25 protein-coding genes are annotated in these 19,166 nt (G+C 68.3%); 4 read left to right on the top strand and 21 right to left on the bottom strand.

What is annotated here, in order from left to right:
* The first annotated feature begins 4 nt into the window (after positions 1-4).
* The 3 genes from RPIT_RS05740 to RPIT_RS05730 all read left to right on the top strand — a co-directional run bounded on the left by RPIT_RS05740 (position 5) and on the right by RPIT_RS05730 (position 1,849).
* Positions 5-736: a PIG-L deacetylase family protein gene (locus tag RPIT_RS05740; protein ID WP_077341485.1), complete on the top strand. Its 732-nt coding sequence runs from the start codon at positions 5-7 to the stop codon at positions 734-736.
* A gap of 109 nt (positions 737-845) precedes the next feature.
* A complete protein-coding gene (locus tag RPIT_RS05735) occupies positions 846-1,541 on the top strand; it encodes a DUF937 domain-containing protein (protein WP_077341483.1) in 696 nt (231 codons plus the stop codon).
* 80 nt (positions 1,542-1,621) lie between these two features.
* A complete protein-coding gene (locus RPIT_RS05730; RefSeq protein ID WP_143028206.1) occupies positions 1,622-1,849 on the top strand; it encodes a hypothetical protein in 228 nt (75 codons plus the stop codon).
* A gap of 20 nt (positions 1,850-1,869) precedes the next feature.
* Here the strand turns inward: RPIT_RS05730 and RPIT_RS05725 are convergent, their stop codons facing one another.
* Genes RPIT_RS05725 through RPIT_RS15220 form a run of 4 tightly spaced genes read right to left on the bottom strand, consistent with a single transcriptional unit; the run spans position 1,870 to position 4,170 of the window.
* Complete coding sequence (locus tag RPIT_RS05725; RefSeq protein ID WP_077341479.1) at positions 1,870-2,493, bottom strand: L-threonylcarbamoyladenylate synthase; 624 nt, start codon at positions 2,491-2,493, stop codon at positions 1,870-1,872.
* Positions 2,494-3,378, bottom strand: coding sequence for an aldo/keto reductase (locus tag RPIT_RS05720; RefSeq protein ID WP_077341477.1), 885 nt, complete (start codon positions 3,376-3,378; stop codon positions 2,494-2,496).
* 10 nt (positions 3,379-3,388) lie between these two features.
* Positions 3,389-3,811 (bottom strand): TadE/TadG family type IV pilus assembly protein, encoded by a 423-nt coding sequence (locus tag RPIT_RS15225; RefSeq protein WP_162274507.1) that lies wholly within the window; start codon positions 3,809-3,811, stop codon positions 3,389-3,391.
* Complete coding sequence (locus RPIT_RS15220; RefSeq protein WP_162274506.1) at positions 3,808-4,170, bottom strand: hypothetical protein; 363 nt, start codon at positions 4,168-4,170, stop codon at positions 3,808-3,810. Before RPIT_RS15220 ends, RPIT_RS15225 begins: the two co-directional genes overlap by 4 nt.
* 143 nt (positions 4,171-4,313) lie before the next feature.
* On the opposite strand from RPIT_RS15220, the gene RPIT_RS05710 reads away from it, so the two are divergent.
* A complete protein-coding gene (locus RPIT_RS05710) occupies positions 4,314-5,534 on the top strand; it encodes a pyrophosphate--fructose-6-phosphate 1-phosphotransferase (RefSeq protein ID WP_077341473.1) in 1,221 nt (406 codons plus the stop codon).
* A 30-nt stretch (positions 5,535-5,564) separates the two neighbouring features.
* On the opposite strand, the gene RPIT_RS05705 is transcribed toward RPIT_RS05710, so the two are convergent.
* The 17 genes from RPIT_RS05705 to RPIT_RS05625 form a co-directional block, all read right to left on the bottom strand.
* Entirely contained in the window at positions 5,565-6,767 is a 1,203-nt protein-coding gene (locus RPIT_RS05705; RefSeq protein ID WP_077341471.1) for a YihY/virulence factor BrkB family protein, read from the bottom strand.
* A 49-nt stretch (positions 6,768-6,816) separates the two neighbouring features.
* Positions 6,817-7,368, bottom strand: coding sequence for a MerR family transcriptional regulator (locus RPIT_RS05700; protein WP_077341469.1), 552 nt, complete (start codon positions 7,366-7,368; stop codon positions 6,817-6,819).
* A gap of 179 nt (positions 7,369-7,547) precedes the next feature.
* Positions 7,548-8,009, bottom strand: a complete 462-nt coding sequence (locus RPIT_RS05695; RefSeq protein ID WP_077341467.1) for a bifunctional nuclease family protein — start codon at positions 8,007-8,009, stop codon at positions 7,548-7,550.
* Positions 8,010-8,023: 14 nt separating this feature from the next.
* Positions 8,024-8,701, bottom strand: coding sequence for a transcriptional regulator FtsR (ftsR, locus tag RPIT_RS05690; RefSeq protein ID WP_077341465.1), 678 nt, complete (start codon positions 8,699-8,701; stop codon positions 8,024-8,026).
* Positions 8,701-9,189 (bottom strand): FHA domain-containing protein, encoded by a 489-nt coding sequence (locus tag RPIT_RS05685; protein WP_077341463.1) that lies wholly within the window; start codon positions 9,187-9,189, stop codon positions 8,701-8,703. The genes ftsR and RPIT_RS05685 overlap by 1 nt, the downstream gene beginning before the upstream one ends.
* A gap of 74 nt (positions 9,190-9,263) precedes the next feature.
* Positions 9,264-10,016 (bottom strand): DUF881 domain-containing protein, encoded by a 753-nt coding sequence (locus RPIT_RS05680; protein ID WP_077341461.1) that lies wholly within the window; start codon positions 10,014-10,016, stop codon positions 9,264-9,266.
* Positions 10,009-10,341 carry a small basic family protein gene (locus RPIT_RS05675; protein WP_077341459.1) on the bottom strand — a complete coding sequence of 111 codons (333 nt, stop codon included), beginning with the start codon at positions 10,339-10,341 and terminating at the stop codon, positions 10,009-10,011. The genes RPIT_RS05680 and RPIT_RS05675 overlap by 8 nt, the downstream gene beginning before the upstream one ends.
* A gap of 10 nt (positions 10,342-10,351) precedes the next feature.
* A complete protein-coding gene (locus RPIT_RS05670) occupies positions 10,352-11,113 on the bottom strand; it encodes a DUF881 domain-containing protein (protein ID WP_077341457.1) in 762 nt (253 codons plus the stop codon).
* Positions 11,110-11,697, bottom strand: a complete 588-nt coding sequence (locus RPIT_RS05665) for a CDP-alcohol phosphatidyltransferase family protein (protein WP_077341454.1) — start codon at positions 11,695-11,697, stop codon at positions 11,110-11,112. The genes RPIT_RS05670 and RPIT_RS05665 overlap by 4 nt, the downstream gene beginning before the upstream one ends.
* 5 nt (positions 11,698-11,702) lie before the next feature.
* Positions 11,703-12,731 (bottom strand): glycosyltransferase family 4 protein, encoded by a 1,029-nt coding sequence (locus tag RPIT_RS05660; protein ID WP_093664807.1) that lies wholly within the window; start codon positions 12,729-12,731, stop codon positions 11,703-11,705.
* A complete protein-coding gene (locus RPIT_RS05655; RefSeq protein ID WP_077341449.1) occupies positions 12,728-13,552 on the bottom strand; it encodes an LpxL/LpxP family acyltransferase in 825 nt (274 codons plus the stop codon). Before RPIT_RS05655 ends, RPIT_RS05660 begins: the two co-directional genes overlap by 4 nt.
* 1 nt (position 13,553) lies before the next feature.
* A complete protein-coding gene (locus RPIT_RS05650; protein WP_226996348.1) occupies positions 13,554-14,090 on the bottom strand; it encodes an HIT family protein in 537 nt (178 codons plus the stop codon).
* Positions 14,083-16,119 carry a threonine--tRNA ligase gene (gene thrS, locus RPIT_RS05645; protein ID WP_077341447.1) on the bottom strand — a complete coding sequence of 679 codons (2,037 nt, stop codon included), beginning with the start codon at positions 16,117-16,119 and terminating at the stop codon, positions 14,083-14,085. Before thrS ends, RPIT_RS05650 begins: the two co-directional genes overlap by 8 nt.
* A gap of 86 nt (positions 16,120-16,205) precedes the next feature.
* Positions 16,206-16,490 (bottom strand): GNAT family N-acetyltransferase, encoded by a 285-nt coding sequence (locus tag RPIT_RS05640; RefSeq protein ID WP_077341445.1) that lies wholly within the window; start codon positions 16,488-16,490, stop codon positions 16,206-16,208.
* Positions 16,491-16,499: 9 nt separating this feature from the next.
* On the bottom strand, positions 16,500-16,985 hold the full coding sequence (gene ybaK, locus RPIT_RS05635) for a Cys-tRNA(Pro) deacylase (protein WP_077341443.1): 486 nt from the start codon (positions 16,983-16,985) through the stop codon (positions 16,500-16,502).
* A 2-nt stretch (positions 16,986-16,987) separates the two neighbouring features.
* Positions 16,988-18,070, bottom strand: coding sequence for a branched-chain amino acid aminotransferase (locus tag RPIT_RS05630; RefSeq protein WP_077341441.1), 1,083 nt, complete (start codon positions 18,068-18,070; stop codon positions 16,988-16,990).
* 176 nt (positions 18,071-18,246) lie between these two features.
* On the bottom strand, positions 18,247-19,095 hold the full coding sequence (locus RPIT_RS05625) for an EamA family transporter (protein ID WP_218121565.1): 849 nt from the start codon (positions 19,093-19,095) through the stop codon (positions 18,247-18,249).
* Positions 19,096-19,166: the final 71 nt, after the last annotated feature.

Below are 19,166 nucleotides of genomic sequence, written 5' to 3'. Positions count from 1 at the left end.
AGGCATGGCCCCAGACATCCAGCCCCTCTCCGACGACCAGTTCCAGCGCATCCTCATCGTCGTCGCCCATCCCGACGACGTCGAGTACGGCATGTCCGCCTGCGTTCACAAGTGGGTAGCACGCGGCGCGACGGTGGCGTACCTCCTCCTCACATCCGGCGAGGCCGGCATGCAGCGACCTCCGGCCGAGGTGGGCCCCCTGCGCGCGGCGGAGCAGCGTGAGGCCTGCCGACGCGTGGGCGTCGACGACCTGACCATCCTCGACCACCCCGACGGCGTCCTGGAATACTCCCTCGCGCTCCGCAGGGACGTCGCCCGCCGCATCCGCGAGTTCCGGCCGGACACCGTCGCCACGTCAGCCTTCGACGTCGAGGTGGGGTGGGGCCTCAACCAGGCCGACCACCGGGTGGCGGGCCTGGTCGCCCTCGACGCGTGTCGGGATGCCGACAACACGTGGGTCTTCCCCGAGCTGGCCGAGGAGGGCCTGGAGAAGTGGGGAACCCGCCGCTTCCTCGTCTTCGGCGATCCCAACCCCAGCCATGGCGTCGTCCTGACGCGGGAGGACGTGGACGCCGGGATCGCCTCGCTGACTGCCCACGAGGCCTACCTCGCCGACCTCCCCGGCCATCCCGCCCCGGAGCAGTTCCTCACTGAAGGCTTGAGCGCCCAGGGTGAGGCGATGGGCGTGGAGTTCGCGGCGCTCTTCCGCGTCCATGAGCTCGCCGGCCCCGCCTGACCCGACCGGGCTTCCCTGAGTGGTGTTTCCGCACGCGAGAGGCCGCGGTTGGGTAGCTTGACTAGGTGGGCACCGCCCGGTGCCACCTCAACGAAGGAGCGATCCACAGGTGTACGACTACAACGAACTCCTCAACAGCCTTCCGATCGATCAGCTCGCCTCTCGGGTGGGCGAAAGCCCGGCGGAGGTCGAAAGCGCCGTGCGCAACGCCCTGCCCACCCTCCTCATGGGAATGGGCGCGAACGCCCAGGACCCGGCGGGTGAGGCATCACTGCGCAGTGCGCTCAGCCAGCACGACCCCAGCCTGGTGCAGGGTGGCGTCGACCTCGGCAGGGTCGACCCCGAGGATGGCCGCAAGATCACGCACCACATCTTCGGATCCAACGAGGACCAGGTCATCAACCAGCTGGGAGGACTCGGCGGCGGGAACGCGCTCATTCAGAAGCTCCTGCCCATCCTGGCCCCCATCGTGATGTCATGGCTGGCCGGCAAGCTCATGGGACGAGATGAGGCACAGTCCCAGACGCAGCAGGCTCCCGGTGGTGGCGGTCTGGGCGACATCCTGGGCCAGATCCTGGGCGGCGGGCAGGCCGCGCCCCAGCAGCAGGCGCCCCGGGCTCAGCAGCCGAAGTTCCGCACGCCCGACTTCAGCGATCAGGGGGGCGCTGAGCCCCAGATGCGGATGCCAGAGCCGGACGCGCCGCGAGCCCAACCCCGCCAGGACCAACAGGCCGCCGACAACCCGCTCGGCGGCGGTGTCCTGGGTCAGATCCTCGGCGGACTCCTCGGCGGCGGACGCCGCTGACCGTTGCAGGCGGCGCCACCGTCCTTCGCGGACGGTGGCGCCGTGCGCGCGCAATGGCCTTGCGCACCAACCTGCCATGCATGGCGCGATCGCAGTGGTCCGCGAACCCGCTCGGGTTCGCGGGAGCGTGGACTGGGGCGGACGGTGCCCGGTGGAGGACCGAGTGCGACACCCCCGCCACCGGCGCCAACGCCTGCCGCTCCTACCGCCTGACCACCGTCTATTCAGCGGAGCCCCGACCCACCGGGGGCTACGACTTCGCGCAGGACAACCAGTGGGTCTTCAACAACATCGTGATGTTCCGCTAGGAGGGTGCTGAACCCAGCTCCTAGACCTCGAAGGGCCCCGGGTCCCCGGCACCGAGCCGCACGATCTCGGGCTCGTCCCCCGTCAGGTCGACGACCGTCGTCGGCACGCTGCCCGCGTCGCCCGAATCGATGACCGCGTCGATCTGATGATCGAGTGCCTCCTTGATGGTCCAGCCGTCGGTGAGCTGGTCATCGTGGTCAGGGAGAATCAGCGTCGACGAGAGCAGCGGTGAGCCGACGGCGTCGAGGAGGGCCAGCGTCGTACGGTGATCGGGGATTCTGACCCCGATCGTTCGTTTCTTCGGATGCTGCATCGCCTTCGGCACTTCGCGAGACGCTTTGAGAATGAACGTGTAGGGACCGGGGGTGGCCGCCTTCACGGCCCGGAAGACCCAGTTGTCCATCTCGACGTAGGCTCCCAGCTTCGCGAAGGAATCCACGACCAGCGTGAAGTGGTGCTTGTCGTCGAGGTGGCGGATACGCCGGATCCGGTTCAGCCCCTCAGTGTTGCCAAGGAGGCAGCCCAGCGCGAAGCAGGAGTCGGTCGGGTAGGCGATGAGGCCCCCCTCCTCGAGCAGGCGCGCGGCCTGCGCCATCGTCCGCGGCTGCGGATTCTCGGGGTGGACGTCGAAGTACTGCGCCATCTACAACACCGCCTCGGAGATCTCCTGCGTCTCCTCGTCCGATAGCTCGAGCCTCATGGCCTTGGCTGAATCGGTGATCGACTCGGGGCGGGAGGCGCCCGGGATCGGGATGACGTGGCTGCCCAGCGACAGCTCCCAGGCGAGCGTCACCTGCTGGGGGCTGACCCCGCGCTCAGCCGCGATCCGGGCGATGACGGGGTACTTCGAGTCGAGCTGCTTGGCCGCGCCGCCGGTGCCGCCCAGCGGCGACCACGGCAGGAAGGCAATCCCGTGCTCGGCGCAGAAGTCGAGCTCCGGCTTGCTGGTGTGGTTGAACTTCGGTGAGAACTCGTTCTGGACCGCGGCGAGCTCCCCCTCCCCCAGCACGTCGATCGCGATCCGGATCTCCTCGACGTTGGCGTTCGAGATTCCGATCTCTGAGATCAGGCCCTCCGCCTTTAAGGTTCCGAACGTCTCCATGACGGTCGAGTACACACGGGAACGATCGGGGCGATGCAGGTAGAACAGATCGAGACGATCGACGCCCAGGGTGCTGAGCGCTTCCTCCAACCGCCGGCGTAGGTACTCCGGTGACGAGTCCCTGCCCCACGACTCCCCCTCGCCCCGGGTGATCCCCGCCTTCGTCGCCACGCGCACGCGGGACGTGTCACCGTCGTAGCTCCGAAGCGCCTTGGCGACAATGCGCTCGTTGTGCCCCATGGAGTCCCAGGACGGTGCGTAGATGTCGGCGGTGTCGATGAGGGTCACGCCCGCATCCAGTGCCGCGTGAACGGTGGCGATGGCCTGCTCCTCGCTCGGCTTCTGGTTGCCGCCCATGGACAACGGCATGGCCCCGAGTCCGATGGGAGATACCTGGTGCTGTCCGATGCGTCGCTGAAGATTCATGTCTGACAGCCTATCGGCCGCGCAACGGGTCCACCGGGGAGTTGCGGCTGGCAGCTACGGTGATCGTCCCCGGAACACCGGGCAGTGAGACGTCAGAGAGATCGACGCTGCACTGGACGGTGACCCCCACCGCGGCCCGTTCACCGAGTCCCCTGGCAACCCCTGAGGAGTCCACGACGACGGCCGTGTGTCGACAGGGGGTGCCGTGCTGCGCCAGCACACGGCCCGCGGCCGTGGTGGCCGCTTCACGGGCCGGTCCAACCGTCCGCTCCAACGACGCCGCGCGCGCACCCGCTGCAGCCGCCGCACCCACGTGTTGCTCGGCGATGGCAACCCGCGCGGACGTGATCACCAGGCCGACGAAGAGCAGCAGCACGGGAATGATGACGGCGGCCTCGACGGAGACCGAGAGCCCCCTCTGGTCCCACCTCACGAGAGACGCTCTGTCGGCACGACCACGGTCCTCGTCACGTCGCGCGGCCAGACGACGACGAGCGCCCGGCCCGAGACGGTCGCCGTGGTGGTGGCGCCGCCCCGCTCCACGGTGACGGAGACAGACTGGAGCGCGGCCGTCCGGGCCGCACCCGTCGCCGCGGCCTCTCCCGCAGCGGAGCTGCCGTCCAGCGCGGCCGCGACCGCCGCGCCGTGCTGTGCGGCGGACAGTGCCGTCGCCTCCGCCCAGGACACCATCGCCCACTGGAGCACAGCGAGCAGGACCGCGAAACTGAACGGCAGCAGCACCGCCACCTGCACGGAGTTGCTCAGTCCGCGTTCGCCCGGCCGCATCTTCACGGGCACATCCTGCCAAGAGCCGGGGTCATCCGCGCACCACTGTGGACAACCACGGTTGCCGCCCCACCGGCGTACGGGGCAGATGCGTGCAATAAGCTGTCGAAGGACGCTGTCCGCGTCGACAAGTTCAAGAAAGGACACTCATGGTCAAGAAGGTAGCCATCCTCACGGCCGGCGGCTTCGCTCCCTGCCTTTCCTCGGCGATCGGTGGGCTCATCGAGCGCTACACGCAGGTTGCGCCCGACGTCGAGATCATTGCCTACCGTCACGGGTACCAGGGACTCCTCAAGGGCGACTTCCTCGTCGTCGACGAGACCGTGCGCGCGAACGCCGCCCTCCTCCACAAGTTCGGCGGGTCGCCCGTCGGCAACTCGCGCGTCAAGCTCACCAACGCGAAGGATCTCGTCAAGCGGGGCCTGGTGAACGAGGGCGACAACCCCCTGCAGGTTGCGGCCGACCGCCTCGTCGCGGACGGCGTCGACGTCCTGCACACCATCGGCGGTGACGACACGAACACCACCGCCGCCGATCTGGCCGCCTACCTCGCCGAGCACGACTACGGCCTCACCGTCGTCGGGCTGCCAAAGACCATCGACAACGACGTGATCCCGATCCGTCAGTCGCTGGGGGCCTGGACCGCGGCCGAGCAGGGAGCGATCTTCGCGCAGAACATCGTCGCCGAGCACAACTCCGGTTCGCGCATGCTGATCGTGCACGAGGTCATGGGCCGCCACTGCGGCTGGCTGACGGCGGCCACCGCCCAGAAGTACCGCGAATGGCTCGACACCCAGGAGTGGCTGCCGGAGATCGGCCTCAGCAGGGAGGCGTGGGACATCCACGGCGTGTACGTGCCGGAGGGCGTCATCGACATCGCCAAGGAGGCTGAGCGTCTCCACACGATCATGGACGAGGTCGGCAACGTCACGATCTTCCTCTCCGAGGGTGCGGGTCTCGACTCGATCGTCGCTGAGATGGAGGCCGCCGGCGAGGAGGTGCCGCGCGATCCGTTCGGCCACGTGAAGCTCGACAAGGTCAACCCGGGTGCGTGGTTCGCCGACAAGTTCGCGGCCAAGCTTGACGCGGAGAAGGTCATGATCCAGAAGTCCGGCTACTTCTCCCGCTCCGCCGCCGCCAACGACGCCGACCTGGCGCTCATCAAGCAGTGCACCGACCTCGCCGTCGACTGCGCGCTGCGCGGCGAGCCCGGCGTCATCGGCCACGACGAGGAGAACGGCGACGTGCTCACCGCGATTGCCTTCGACCGGATCAAGGGCGGTAAGCCGTTCGACATCAACCAGCAGTGGTACAAGGACATGCTCGAGGCGATCGGCCAGGAGTTCCCAGCCGCGGCCGAGGCCCACTGACCCGGCAAACCAGGCGCAATGCCCGTCCCGTCAGGGGCGGGCATTGTTCTTGCGCAGTGCCCTGGCGACGACGCCGATCGCGGCGGTCAGGAGGGCCCCCAGGCCCAGCCCGGTGGCCGCCCCCATCGAGTAGCCGACCGTGAGGCCGGCCCCCACAGTCCGGGCCGCGACGTCCTCACGGACGTAGCGCGTGGTGCTCGGTTCGACCACAGCGTCAGCCCGTCGCAGGTCGTCAAGGCTCTTCGCGGCGGCCCAGCGTCGGCTCGCGCGCCGGCCGACGAGCTCGAGTTCCTCGTCAGGGTCCAGGCCGGAGTCGTCGAGCCCACCCGGCTGCTTGTCGGCAAGCTTCGCAGTGCGCTCCGCCCGCCAGGTCCCGTCGGTCCCCACCCACGCCGCGGTCATGAGGATCAACGTGGCGAGGATGTTGAACAACAGCATGACGATGATGGTTGGCCCGAAGACCTGCGCGGCCGGGTTGTTGGAGAACAGACGCATGATCCGGCCCGCCAGCGACTGGATGATCGTCACGACGAAGGCTCCGATCAGCGTGCCGATCAGCCAGGCCTTGAGCCTCACCCGCTTCTGCGGCAACACCGTGAACAGGAACGCGAAGAGAATCCAGCTGACCAGGAAGGTCAGCCCGACCGTGAGTGCGCCCCACAGGAATCCGATCCCGGGGACGTCCTCCCAGCCGAGGAACTCGACCACCTGCCGGCTGAATGCGTTGCCCACCTGCGCCACACCGACGCCCAGGATGACGCACAGCAGCACGCCGAGGAAGATCGCCAGGTTGATTGCGAGCTCCAGGAAGAAATTCTTCTTCTCGGACGCGTCGGAGAACTTGTCGTACCACATCACCCGGACGGCGCGTTTGAGGTTGCCCACCCAGTTGGACCCGGAATAGGTGGCGGTCAGCAGCGCGAAGCCCACGATCCCACGCCAGTTGTTCAGCGCGTTCTCGATGACCGTGGTGATCTTCTGTGCCAGATCGCCGTCGCCCAACTGCCCGACGACGGCGTCCTGGATCTGGTCGAGGAGCTCCGGCCTCAGGACCGTGAGGGTCAACCCCAACGCGGCGAAGCTCAGCATGAGGATCGGCACGAGCGACAAGATGGTGAAGTAGGTGGCGGCAGCGGCGAACTGCGGGCCGAGGCGCTTGTTGTAGCGGTCGAGGGCGGCGAGGATGTGGGCGACGACAGAGTTGTTCACGACTCTGTCGAGGATGGTCTTCACGCTCGCACTCTAGCGATCGCGTCGAGTTGCTCTGGCGTCGACGCCCAGCTCAGCCGACCCTGGCGCGTCGACGAGCGGCCAGTTCGTCCGAGGGATCCTCGGCGGGAGCTTCGTCGGCGGTCCGTTCGCCTGGGAGGGACGCCAGCGTCCCCTCGAGTTCGCGCCAGACGCTGCTGACCGAGATCATGAACATGCCCTGCCCGCCTCGGCTCAGGTCGAACAGCTCGTTGGCCGACGTGACCTCGTAGACACTGAATCCATCGCTGACCAGCGTCAGTTCGGTGAGGTCGTCGATGCCGCGCGCGCGGAGGTGGTCGATCGCCACGCGGATCTGCTGCAGCGAGATCCCGACGTCGAGGAACCGCTTGACCACGCGGAGAAGCAGGATGTCGCGGAAGGAGTACAGGCGCTGGGTGCCGGAGCCTTCGGCGTTGCGGATCGAGGGCACCACGAGTCCGGTGCGCGCCCAGTAGTCCAACTGGCGGTATGTGATGCCCGCCACACGGTGGGCGATGGGGCCGCGGTAGCCGGTGTCGCTGGGGACCGGCGTGAACTCGCCGTCGAACAGCAGGTCCTGGAGAACCTCAGGCTTCTCGATCACGATCCCTCACTTGCCAAGTTGGTGGAGCCAGCCAACGCCGACAGATCTAAACGCTAACTGCTGACCGCGTTCTGCGCCGCGCGACACGCCCGTGGTGGGAGCCCCAGCTCGCAGCCTGGACCCGTGTGCCGCGCCGCATCGCATTGCCACAGCTCCCTCAACTAGATCCTGACTAGGCATTATTCATCCTCGAAGTCGTCGGCGTTGACGCTGTCGAGGAATGCCCTGAACGCCTCCACCTCGTCCGCCGCGGGGGCGTCAACCTCAACCCCTACTTGATCCATGAGCGCTGGAGTGCAGTAGATGGGCCAGTCCAGACGCAGCGCAACGGCGGTGCAGTCGCTCGGCCGAGCCATGATCTGATGGTCGCCGACGTGGAGCGACGCGTCGTAGATCCCCTCCGCCATCGCGGTGATCTCGACGTGGCCGGAGCCACCGAGGAGCTCCAGTACCGTGGCGAGCAGGTCGTGGGTCATCGGGCGCTCGGGTTCCTCACCCTCCAACGCCGACGCGATGGCGGCTGCCTCAGCGTGCCCGATCCAGATTGGCAGGCTCCTCGTGCCCTCCCGCTCCCGCAGGAGGAGGACGGGCGGGTCGTCCGGCGACACCAGGCGGATCCCCAAGACTTCGAGACCGATCATGACACCACGGTAGCTCAGTGGATCTGGCCGTGCAGCAGCGCCGCGTGAGCCTGCAGCACAATCCGGTACAGGTCTGCCATCACTTCCGGAGGAGGCCCGGACCGTCGGCGGTAGGGTTCCAGAGCCTGCTCGACGAGAGCGGCCTCCGTTGCTGCCGCCTGATGGAGGACTCGGAATTGCCTGAGATCGACACCGTAGCCGGCCAACTTCTTCGCCGCATCCGCCAACGCCACGGCCTCGCGCCCGTACAGCTGAGAGCCGCGCCGGGGCTGAATGATCTTCAGCCGCTCCAACTGGATGAGGGCCGCCTCGCCCAGCCCCGATTCCGTCAGCACCTGGCGCCTCGTCATCAGGCCCTGCGTGCTGGCCGCCCTCGGCTGTGGTCGGGGTTCCTTGGCGGGGGCGTCGTCCGGCTCCGAGACGAGCGTTGCGGGCTGCTCCCCCCGATCCAGGGCCTCGAGCTCCTCGCGGATCACCTTGAGGGGGAGGTAGCGGTCGCGCTGGGCACGCAACACGTAGAGCAGGCGGTCGACGTCGCGCTGGCTGAACCGCCGGTACCCGGAGGGTTGTTGTCGGTCGGGTGAGATGAGTCCCTCGGCCTCCAGGTACCTCAGCTTTGAGACGGAGATGTCGGGGAACTCGGGGCGGATCATCTCCAGCACGCGGCCGATGGTGCGTGCCGGGCCGGACATCAGCTCAAACCAGGCTCGCTGAGCGAGATGGTGGCGCGATACTTGCCGATCTGGATCTCGTCACCCTCGCGGAGGACGGTGCGACCGTCGAGTAGCGTCCGGTTGACGTAGGTCCCGTTCAGGCTGCCGAGATCCTCCAGGTAGAGCTTGCCGCCGCTGCGCACGAACTTGGCGTGGTTGCGCGACACCGTGATGTCGTCGAGGAAGATGTCGGACTCCGGGTGGCGACCCACAGTGGTGATGTCGGAGTCGATGAGGAACCGGCTGGAGTCGCCGGTCCCGCGGTTCACGACCAGCAGCGCGTTGCCCTCGGCGAGCGCCTTCGCGGCCTCGCGTTCCTGGTCCGTGAGCTCGACCGATCCGCGCTCCTCGGTGGCCACTGGAATCATCGTCGTGGTGTCACCGGTGGGGTCGGTCAGAGGGCTGCCGCAGGCGCTGCAGAAGCGCGCCTCTGCCGGGCTGTCAGTTCCACACTTGCGGCACTTCATTTCGCGAACACTCCTGGTCTTCTCGGCTGCGATCAACGGTACCTGAGGAACTTAGCACTCACAGGCAAGGCCGTTTAACGGGGGCGGGCGAACTCGTTCACTTCCGGCGACACCACGGTGTCCACGGCGATCTCGGGAAGCTGTTCGATCGTGACACTGCCGCCGACGCGCTCCCCCTCGACCTCGCTCACCAGCCCACCGCGGAACCTCGCGCCCGCCTCGAGGGTGGCGGCGTCCCCGATGGCCTCCAGGACGTAGGGTGCGCTGATCACGACGCCGTCGACCGTGATGGCGCCGGTGTCGTCCGTGCCGAACCAGGAGCCCATCACCAGCCGGACAGCGTCGTTGACCTCGATAACTTCGGCACCCGCGTCGCGCAACTCCTCGACCGCATCCAACAGGAGTTCCGCGCTGATCCGTCCCTCCGGATCGGCGATCTCGATGCGGACACCGGGCCCGGCCACCGGCACCGTGCCGGCGATGATCTGGGCCTGCTCGAGGCGCCTGGCTGCTTCCTCGCGGGCTGCTTGGTCGCGGTCGGCGCCGCTGAGCAGTTCGGTCCGGGCCAGTTCCAGTTCACGCACCTCGTCCTCGAGTCGGCGAGTCTCCGACGTGACGTTGTCGAGGAGCTGGATGAGGTCGGCTTGCCGCACGTTGGTGAACTCCGGCTGCGCCGACTGGGCGCGCAGCGTCAGCACCACCGACAGCGCCGTCAGAAACAGGACCAGGCCGACGACGGCCTGCCCCTTGCTGGGTCGCAGAAAGTCCCGCAGCAGACTGCGCTGGGGTTGCTCGCTCGCACGACGCGGCGTGTCCTGGTCAGGCATGCAGCAGCGCCCTCCTGATGGCCGCGGCGTTGGTGAAGATACGGATGCCGAGCACGACGACGACGCCGGTCGACAGCTGCGACCCCACCCCGATCTGATCCCCGACGAACACGATCAACCCCGCGATGAGGACGTTGGAGACGAACGAGACGAGGAAGACGCGGTCGGAGAAGATTCCGTCCAGGTAGGCGCGCGTCGCACCCAGGATGGCGTCGAACGCGGCGACGATCGCGATGGGTAGGTAGGGCGCCAGGACCGGTGGGAGCGTCGGCTGCACGATCAGCCCCACCACGATCCCCGCGATCAGTCCCAGTACTGCAAACATGTCGCCTCCTCTATCGTCGCTTCGCGTGCCGGACGGCCTGGCCCGGGTCAGGGGGCAGCACGAGGTCTCCGTCGGCCTGGGCGATGGTCATGGTGAGACCGTAGTTCATGGTGATGAACTGCCACCATGAAGCGCCCGCGGTCTCGTTGAATCGGGCCTGCAGGGTGGCTGGGTCGCCGATCGCCTCGACGCGGTAGGGCGGGCTGAGCGACACGAAGTCGACGGTGATGGCCGCCCCAGCGGCCCGGATCGGTGTGAGCGTGGAGATCCGCCGCCCGTTGACCGCGATGGCCTCGGCGCCAGCCTGCCACAGTCCGTTGACGAGCCTGCTGAGGTCGCCGTCCAGGACCAGTCCCTGGCTACCGGTGGCACCCGGGTCGTCTGACACCGTGACGACGATCCCAGGCCCCTCGACGCCGGCGGCTCCAGCCGCCAGTTCGAGGGTTTGCAGCTCCTCGCGCTCCGCCGGGTCTTCGAGCTCGCTCAACCCGCGGATCTCCGTGTCGAGCTTGGCAACCTGCTCGTTGAGGTCCGACTGGCGGCTGCGTGCCGCCGACACGCGCTCGAGCAGTTCGCTGCGCTGGGTCTCCGCGGCCCCCGCACCGCGCGTCGTCTGGAGCAGCGCGACCGTGATGAGCGCCGCGACGAGCCCCACGGCCAGTAGCAGGCGGGCGCGGCTGGGAGGGCGGTGCCGGTTCATTCGGTACCCGGGCTCCAACGCGTCCGCCTGGAGATCCGTGAGGAGGCTCATGCTGGCGTCGGGACGCCTCATGGGTCGCTCCGGTTGAGCTGGATCGTGGCTCGCACATAGAGCGTGCCCGCAGCCCAATAGGCGGCCGCACCGGTCCACGCGAACGCCCAGCCCGTCCAGTGCGCCCACTCCCAGCCCAGGGAGCTCTCTGCACCGAGAAGGATGAGGGGGAAGGCGACCAGGAGCAGCATGGTGCCGAGCTTGCCGACCCTATTGACGGGCAGGGCGACGATGCCGTGTCTCTTCAGCGCGGGGACCAGCAGCGCCAACATGACGTCACGGGCCAGCAGGATGACCAGAAACCACCACGGGACGATGCCGCGGATCACCAGCACAATGACCGCGGCGAGGATGTAGAGCCTGTCGGCGACCGGGTCGAGCTTCGCGCCGAGCGCGCTGCGCTGCTTGAGGCGCCTGGCGAGGAAGCCGTCGAACCAGTCGGTCACGCCGAAGACCATGAGGAGGACAACAGCGGAGACGTCGTGCCCCGCCAGAATCAACCAGCAGAAGACGGGGATGCCGAGGAGGCGGATGAAGGACAGCACGTTCGGCACGGTCAAGACAGCGTCGGTGTCCCACTCTTGGACTGGCGTTGGCACGTGCACGTCCCTCAGCCTACGCCAGCGGCCCGGTAGGCGCTGAGGACGCGCGGGCCCACCTGATCCCAGCCGAAGCGCTGCGCCGATCGCCAGGCCAGGATGGGATCGATCGGGTCTGATAAGCGCCGACGCACCGCCGTCGCCGCCGCGCGGGCGTCGCCGACGGGGAAGAACGACGCCACCCGGTGATCGTCGGCCACCGCCCTGAAGGCGGGCAGGTCAGACGCGACGACGGCCGCGCCGCAGCCCAGCGCTTCGGCCAGGATGAGACCGAAGGACTCCCCGTGGAGGTTGGGCGCGAGCAGAATGTCCGCGGACCCGAGGACCTCGAGGCGCACGGCGTCGCTGACCCGGCCGAGGTGGTGGACGTCCGGGCTGCGGGCGGCACCGGGGCCCATCGCCACGAACTCGGCCTCCTGGACCAGTCCGGCGACCCGGGCGAAGACCTGGAACCCCTTACGAGGGTCGTCCAGGCGGCCGAGGAACACCACCCGGGGGCGCCCCGAGCGCTCGACGGGCATGCCCGGGAGTTCGATGGCGTTCGGGATGATCACGGGATCGATGCCCGTCACAGACCGCGCAGTTGCCGCTGCGGCGTCAGACACCGCTATCCGCACGCGGGGGTTCAGTCGCCTCGACCGCAGCCGCGCAAGTGGGTTCAGCGGGCCGGCGGGAAAGGACGCGTGGTGGGTGACCACCAGTCGCTCAGCGGCGCGGCTCGCGGCGTACCCGATGCCCGGCGTGAGCGGCTCGTGGACGTGGACGATGTCGGCCCCGCGCACGGCCCGTGCCGCCATGCGCGCCTGGGCCGGCCGGACGGCCAACTCGGCCACCGACCCGTTGAACCGGAACCCGGTGGCCCGGCCGAGCAGCGTCAGCGGCACCCCGGCGTCGACCTCCCTGGTGCCCGGCGCGATGACGGTGGGCCGGTGCCCCTCCCGAAGCAGCCAGCGGGCAAGCCCCAGCACGTGTGTGGCCACGCCCCCGGGTGTATCGAGCGAGTAGGGGCAGACCAACGCGACCGTGAGGTCGCTGCTCACCGGAACACCCGCCGGAGCATCAGCCAGCTCTCCGGATGGCGCGACACTGCGTCCGCGAAGACCCGCGCCACCCCGGCCATGAGTTCTTCGACCGACTCCCCCTCGACCGGCTCGGACACCTCGATCCTGAGCCGTGGCCCGTCGAAGTGGGTGGTCACGACGCGGAGATCCGCACCGCTGCGCAACGCGACATGGGCGGGCCCCCGAGCCACCGCAACGTCTCGGCCACTGCCGGGCCAGGGGACGAGGACGCCCCTGCTGGACAGGTCACGGTCGGCGAGTAGGCACACGAGTCGTCCGGCGTGGACGTCGTCGGTCAGGAGCCTCACGACGTCGGGCTGGTCGACGGGGTAGATGTCGATCCCCATCCCCCTGCGCGCCTCGGAGAACCGTTCGTAGAGACCCCGCGGAAGCCGTTCCGCGACGCTCACCACGGACATTCCCATGCGGGAGGCCCAGGCCCCCGCGAAGTCCCAGGACCCCATGTGCGGGAGCGCCGCCACCAGCCCCGGCCCCGCCAGCGAGTCGCGGAGGCGCGCGACGTCGACGTCGTCGACCGCGACGGTTGCCAACACCTCGTCGGTACTCCACCGGGCGAGGCTGAGCGACCACAGGTTGTTGCGGATCCAGGCCTGCAGCAGGAGCCGCCGTTGCCGTGGTGTCGGCGCTCGGCCGGTGGCGATCTCGACGCTCTCGGCCCACGCATCCACCGCGGGCAGCGACATCAGGGCCGCTGCGGGAGCGACGATGCGGGCGACCAGGTCCGCGACACGACGCGGGATACGGCGCCCGACCGCCCAGGTCAGGGCGACCGTATCCACGTCAGAGGCCCCAGGCCTCGGCCAGTTGGGACCGGGCGTCACCCAACAGCTGCGGCAGCGCGCGGGTGCGGCCCACCACCGGCATGAAGTTCATGTCACCGGCCCAGCGGGGCACGACGTGCTGGTGGAGGTGCGCTGCGATGCCGGCTCCCGCCACCTCCCCCTGGTTCATGCCCAGGTTGAACCCGTGGGGGTTGGAGACGCGGCGGAGCACGCGCATTGCCTGCTGGGTGAGTTCGGCGACCTCCCTGGTCTCATCCGTGGTGAGGTCGGTGTAGTCACGCACGTGCCGGTAGGGGCAGACCAGCAGGTGCCCCGGAGAGTAGGGGAAGAGGTTCATCACGACGTAGGCGTGCTCGCCGCGCGCCACCACGAGGCCGTCCTCATCGGAGCGCTGCGGGGACACGCAGAAGGGGCACTCCCCCGTCGACGCAGGCTTCCCCTCGCCGCGGATGTAGACCATCCGGTGCGGGGTCCACAGGCGCTGGAAGGCGTCGGGCACCCCCGGCAGGGAGTCGCTCTGCTCCACGTCACTCACCTGCGGTCGGCGACTCGTTCGAGCGCGACTCGATGAAGTCGACGATGATGCGCACGGCCTCGTCGGCCGGCACGGAGTTGCGCTGCGACCCGTCGCGGAACCGGAAGGATACGGACCCGGCGTCCCTGTCGTCGCCTCCGGCAATCAGGATGAACGGCGCCTTGTCCTTCGTCGCGTTGCGGATCTTCTTGCCGAACCTGTCGTCGGAGGTGTCGAAATCAACGCGGACGCCCTGGGCGCGAAGTTGGTCCACGACCCCGCCGAGGTACTCGTCGAACTCCGCGGCCACAGGGATGGCCGTGACCTGCACGGGCGAGAGCCACGCCGGGAACGCCCCCGCGTAGTGCTCGATCAGCACACCCATGAACCGTTCGATCGACCCGAACTTCGCCGAGTGGATCATCACGGGACGCTGGTGCGAGCCGTCGGAGGCCGTGTACTGCAGGTCGAACCGTTCCGGCTGGTTGAAGTCGTACTGGATGGTCGACATCTGCCAGATGCGCCCGATCGCGTCCTTCGCCTGGATGGAGATCTTCGGACCGTAGTAGGCAGCTCCCCCGGGGTCGGCGACGACGGGGAGTCCGGATTCGTGGGCGATGGCGTCGAGGATCTCGGTGGCCTCCGCCCACTGCTCGTCCGAGCCGATGAACTTGTCCTTCTTCTTCCCGTCCTCGTCCCTGGTGGACACCTCGAGTGCCACGTCGGTCAGGCCGAAGTCGGTCAGCAGGGACAGCACGAAACGGAGCAGGTGGCGAACCTCCTCGGGCGCCTGCTCCTTGGTGCAGTAGCTGTGGGAGTCGTCCTGGGTGATGGAGCGCACCCTCGTCAGTCCCTGCACGACGCCGGACTTCTCATCGCGGTACACGGTGCCGAACTCGAAGAACCGCAGCGGCAGCTCGCGGTACGACCGCCCGCGGGACGAGAAGATGAGGTTGTGCATCGGGCAGTTCATGGCCTTCAGCCGGTAGGCGTTGCCACCCTTGACCAGGTTGCCCTGATCATCGCGCTCGGCGTCCTCCAGGAGCGGAGGGAACATGCCGTCGGCGTAGTAGGGCAGGTGGCCGGAGGTGTAGAACAGCTCCTCCTTGGCGATGTGGGGCGTCCCGACGTAGTCGAACCCTTCCTCGATGTGCCGGGCCCGGACGTAGTCCTCCATGGCGCGCTTGATGACGCCGCCGCGGGGGTGGAACAGCGGTAGGCCGGAGCCGATGATCTCGTGGAAGCTGAAGAGATCCAGCTCCGTGCCGAGCCGGCGGTGGTCGCGCTTGGCGGCCTCCTCCAGCCTCGTCCGGTAGGCCTGCAGCTCGTCCTTCGACGGCCACGCGGTGCCGTAGACGCGCTGCAGGCCCGCATTGCGCTGATCACCGCGCCAGTAGGCGGCCGACGTCCGGGTCAGCGCCCAGCCGTTGCCGAGGTATCCGGTGTGGGGTACGTGCGGCCCGCGGCAGAGATCCTTCCACGCGACGGTGCCATCACGCAGGACGTTGTCGTAGATCGTGAGTTCACCGCTGCCGACCTCGACCGAGGATCCGTCGTCGTCGGACGCGCTCGACTTCTGTTCGATGAGTTCGAGTTTGAAGGGCTCGTTCGAGAGCTCCTGGCGAGCCTCGTCGTCGCTGACCGCCCGGCGGACGAACCGCTGCCGAGCCTTGACGATCTCGCCCATCTTCTTCTCGATGGCCTTAAGGTCCTCAGGGGTGAGCGGGGAGGTCTGGAAGTCGTAGTAGAAGCCGTCGGTGATCGGCGGGCCGATCCCGAGCTTGGCGTCGACATGCAGGCTCTGCAGCGCCTGAGCCGTCACGTGGCCGGCGGAGTGGCGCAGGATGCTCAGCCCCTCGGGGCTGTCGATGAGCACCGGCTCGACCTCGTCGCCGGGGCTGAGCTCACGCTGGAGGTCGACCACCTCGTTGCCCAGCCGCATCGCGACGACGGAGCGGTCCTGACCGAACAGGTCGAGGCCCGTTGTCGTGCCGGTCAGCTCCACCTGTTCCGCGTTGTCGTTGCGGCGTACGGTGACGGACTGACTCATCGTTGACTCCAAGGGTTGTCGGGCGCGTGGTTACCGTGCCCATTGTGCCCCTCTGACGTGCGTCACGTCACTTCGTGCCGCGTCGGTCAGGCTCGCAGATCCGCGTGCTCGTCGTGCTGGTCGAGGTACTTGGCGACGTAGGGGCACGACGCCTTGACCGACAGATCCCGCTCGCGGGCGTGGGTCAGGGCGTACTCAACCAGACGCTGCGCGTACCCCTGGCCGCCGTGATCGGGATCCACCTCGGTGTGCGTGAGGTCGATGGCGTCGCCGCTCATCTCGTAGTCGATACGTCCGATGAGCTCGTCGCCGTGGTGCAGCTCGAAGCGGTTCTCAGACTCGTTCGTGGTCAGGCTCACGTGGTGCGTCATGATGCGAGCCTACCCCGCGGCGATCTCCGCGACCACGGCTCCTGCCACCTCGACCAGGTCGCCCGGAGCGAGCTCGACGTCGAGGCCGCGCCGGCCTCCGGACACCAGGATCGTCTCGTGGTCGCTCGCTGAACCGTCCAGGACGGTGGACAGTGCCTTCCTCTGGCCCACCGGGCTGATCCCACCCACAACCATGCCCGTGGCACGCTCAACCTCGGCCGGATCAGCCATGGACAGTCGCTTGACGCCGAGGACAGCCGCCAGCGCCTTGAGGTCCAGGTGCCGATGGACCGGCACGATGCCGACGACCAGTCGGGTACCGTCGGTGGCCACCAGCGTCTTGAACACCCGCTCTGGCTCCACGCCGAGCGCGGAGGCAGCCTCCAACCCGTAGCTGTTCGACCGGGGGTCATGGTGGTACTCGTGCAGGGTGTGCGCGATTCCCGACGATGCGAGCGCCTTCAGCGCAGGCGTTGCGCCCTTGGACCTGGGCATCCTCAGACCAGCCGACGCAGCCAGCCCCGGTCATCGGGCCGTCGGCCGTACTGCAGGTCGGTGAGGTGCTGGCGCAACTCCAACGTCATCGGCCCTGCTTGGCCGTCGCCCACCCGGTGCACGCCCGAGTCGTCCTTCAGCTGGCTGATGGGCGTGATGACCGCGGCGGTGCCGCACGCGAACAGTTCGGCGACAGTGCCCGCATCGATGTCGTCGAGGAGGGAGGACACCGGGATGCGGCGCTCAACGACACGGAGACCGTGGTCGGCTGCGATGTCGAGGATGGAGGCGCGGGTGACGCCCGGAAGGATGGTGCCGGTGAGTTGCGGCGTGTGGAGTTCACCGTCGCGGGTGACCGCCATGATGTTCATGCCGCCCAACTCCTCGACGCTGGCCGGCGACCCTGCGTCGACGAAGGCCACCTGGTCGCACCCCTGGGATTCAGCTTCGAGCTGGGCCGCCATCGACGACGCGTAGTTGCCACCGCACTTTGCGGCCCCGGTGCCGCCCGCCCCGGCCCGGGCGTAGGTGCGCGTCAGCCAGATCGACACGGGCCGTACACCCGCCTCGAAGTACGGGCTGGAGGGTGAGCCGATGACGGCGTAGAGCACGTGCCGGCTGGGCTTGACCGCCATCGCCGGAGTCACCCCGATCATGAAGGGACGAAGGTAGAAGCTCTGCTCCTCGCCGCCCGGCACCCAGTCGCGGTCGGTCTCGACGAGGGCCTGGATGGAGTCGAGGAAGTCGCCCTCGCTCAGCGGTGGGAGTGCAAGCCGGGTGGCGGATGCCGCCATCCGGGCAGCATTCATCTCCGGCCGGAACGCCCAGACGCTGCTGTCGGCATGCCGGTAGGCCTTCAGCCCTTCGAAGACCTCCTGGCCGTAGTGGAAGATCGCCGACGCCGGGTCGAGCTGCAGGGGCCCGTACGGCCGGATCGACCGGTCATGCCATCCGCGCTCCGGGGTCCAGGCGGCCCAGGCCATGTGGTCGGAGAACACCTTGCCGAACCCGGGATCGGCCATGAGGCGCTCCCTGTCGGCGGCCGGCAGCACGTGCGGATTGTGCTGGACGACGAAACTACTCATGCGCCAACTGTCCTACACCCCCCACCTCGACCACAAAATGACTGCCGGGCTGGGAAGGAGTTGAGCAAGTGAGATGGGTCAACGCTGCGACACGCCGCGGTAACAGCGTTTGGATTTGTTGACCCATCTCATTTGCTCAAATCTCCGGGGCACGACGCCCAGCCGGGCGTCGACCGCTAACCAGCCGGCCGACGCGTCACATGGGCACCCCGTACCGCGCCGACGGAGGCTGTGATGACCAAGGCCATCGCCAGCCACTCCACCCAACCGAGCCACTCCCCCAGCACGAGCCACGCGAAGATCGCGGCCGCGGCAGGTTCGATGCTCATCAGGATGCCGAACGTCGAGGCTTTGATGCTGCGCCGCGCGTGCAGTTCCAGTCCGTACGGGATGACGGTGCTGAGCAGTGCCACCAGGGCCATCGTCGCCCACACGCTGCTCCGTCCCAGGGAGTCACCAGCCAGCAGAAGGCCGGGGACGGCCAGAATGACAAAGCCGAGCAGACTCCCGGTGGTGAGACCGCTGAGCCCTTCCCAACGTCGCCCCATCGGCCCCGCGAGAGCGATGTAGCCGGCCCACATCGCTCCGGCCAGCAGCGCCAGCGCCACGCCAACCGGATCCAGCCCGATCGGAAGCGCACCGAGGAGCCCGACGCCCATGGCCGCGAGCAGGACCCACCCCAGATCGATCAGGCGTCGCGACCCGATCACGGCCAGGGCGAGTGGCCCGACGAATTCCAGGGTGACGGCCACTCCGATCGGGATCCGCGCGAAGCTGAGGTAGATCGCGAGGTTCATCCCCGCGAGGCATAGGCCGTAGCCCAGCACCAGCAGCCAGTCACGCAGGGTCCGCCCGGACCACCGAGGACGCGCGATCACCAGAAACACGGTCGTCGCAATCGTCACCCGGAGAAACGACAGCGTGGCGGGGTGCGCGGCGGTGAAGATTCCCTTGGCAACGGCCGCGCCGAACTGCACTGACGCGATGGCGATCAGCACTAGGACGACGGGGTTGACTCGGGCCACGGCCGAACTATAGGCCTCGACGACGACGATCGTCGCGGTCGAGCTTCAGGCATTATGTCCTGCGGAAGGGA

The sequence above is a fragment of the Tessaracoccus flavus genome (genome assembly GCF_001997295.1).
Lineage (GTDB): Bacteria > Actinomycetota > Actinomycetes > Propionibacteriales > Propionibacteriaceae > Arachnia > Arachnia flava.
This window is presented reverse-complemented; position numbering and strand designations above follow the sequence as displayed.